Annotated in this window: 1 protein-coding gene and 1 pseudogene; one reads left to right on the top strand and one right to left on the bottom strand. The window is 61.0% G+C overall.

The features are described from left to right. Positions 1–61 precede the first annotated feature (61 nt). A protein-coding gene (locus ACK41X_RS23540; RefSeq protein ID WP_409728774.1) for an IS3 family transposase occupies positions 62–1215 on the top strand; the annotation gives its coding sequence in 2 pieces (ribosomal slippage) (positions 62–320 and positions 320–1215; 1155 coding nt in all). Here the strand turns inward: ACK41X_RS23540 and ACK41X_RS23535 are convergent. Next, a pseudogene (locus ACK41X_RS23535) lies at positions 1207–1542 on the bottom strand (hypothetical protein); the annotation flags it as partial. The gene ACK41X_RS23540 and the pseudogene ACK41X_RS23535 overlap by 9 nt on opposite strands.

The following is a 1542-nucleotide window of genomic DNA, read 5'->3' as shown; positions in this document are numbered from 1 at the left end:
TGGCCTGTCCCCGGTTCCGAAGACACCGAGTTAGGTGTTTTAATGGGACCGGAGGGTGGTCATGGAGAGACGGAAGTTCACGCGAGAGTTCAAGCTTGAGGCGGTGCGGCTGATCAGGGACCGGGGCGTGTCCTATGTGCAGGCGGCGCAAGACCTTGGGGTGCATCAGTCTGTGCTGCGCAACTGGGTGAGGGCGTTTGCGGACGATCCGGAGCATGCGTTTCCCGGCCAGGGCCAGATGAAGCCGGAGCAACTGGAGATCGCGCGGCTGAAGCGCGAGGTGATCAGGCTGAAGGCCGAACGGGATATCCTAAAAAAAGCCGCGGCCTACTTCGCGAAGGAATCGACGTGAAGTTCTCCTTCATCGCGAAGCACCGGGGGATCTGGCCGGCGGATTGGATGTGCGGGGCGCTCGGTGTCTCGCGGGGCGGCTTCTATGCGTGGCTGAAGCGGCCGCGCAGCCAGCGCAGCCGCAATGACGAAGAGCTCGGCGCGAAGGTGCGGGCGAGCTTCCTTTCGAGTGACCGTACCTATGGCGCCAGGCGGGTCTGGCATGATCTGCTCGCCGAAGGGATATCCTGCGGGCTGCACCGGATCGAGCGATTGATGCGTCTGCAAGGGCTTAAAGCCCGCCCGCGCCGGCGTCGGCTGCCGCCAGACCTGGGTGCGCGGCAGGCCGCCGCCGTCGCTCCGAACGTGCTTGACCGCGCCTTTGCCGCTCCCGCTCCCAACCGTCGATGGATTGCTGACTTCACCTATGTCTGGACAGCCGAGGGCTGGCTCTATGTGGCGGCGGTGATCGATCTGTTCTCGCGGCGTGTGGTGGGCTGGTCGATGAGCGCGGCCATGACGGCGCAGCTTGTCACCGATGCTCTGGTGATGGCGATCTGGCGGCGGGGCAAGCCCGATGCGCTGCTGCATCACTCCGATCGCGGCAGCCAGTATACCAGCCAGCAGTTCCAACGGTTGATGGCCGATCACGGCGTCGTCTGCTCGATGAGCCGCTCCGGCAACGTCTGGGACAACGCGGCGATGGAGAGCTTTTTCTCGTCGTTGAAAACCGAGCGCATCGACCGCAAGACCTACAGAACGAGGGATGAGGCCAGAGCGGATGTGTTCGACTACATCGAGCGCTTCTACAATCCGAAGCGCAGGCACTCGACGATCGGATACCTGAGCCCTATGGAGTTCGAGCGCAGGGCCGGATTAGCTTAGGTGCGTGTCAACGAAACCGGGTGCAGGCCACTTCCGGTCGGCAGCAGGATTTTTAGTGCAGTATGTTTCGACAAGATCAATGAAGTCGGCATCCGGGGCAAAAACGGAGGATACGTCAGTTATCCAGGCGTCGCTTTTTTGAATAGCAGGGTTCGAGACTTCGAATTTTTCATCGACGGGATGAAATGCGATTTTGATTCGCGTCGTTTCGTAGTCCTTCGTCAGAACTTCTCGTCCGAGCAGCGAAGCCATCAACGCTGTGACACGCTGCTGGCCATCAATAAGTATACGCTTTCCAGCAGAAGGCGTTCCGTCCTTGAGCCGAAC

The organism is Pseudorhodoplanes sp. (assembly GCF_046289595.1).
Classification (GTDB): domain Bacteria; phylum Pseudomonadota; class Alphaproteobacteria; order Rhizobiales; family Xanthobacteraceae; genus Pseudorhodoplanes.
This window is presented reverse-complemented; position numbering and strand designations above follow the sequence as displayed.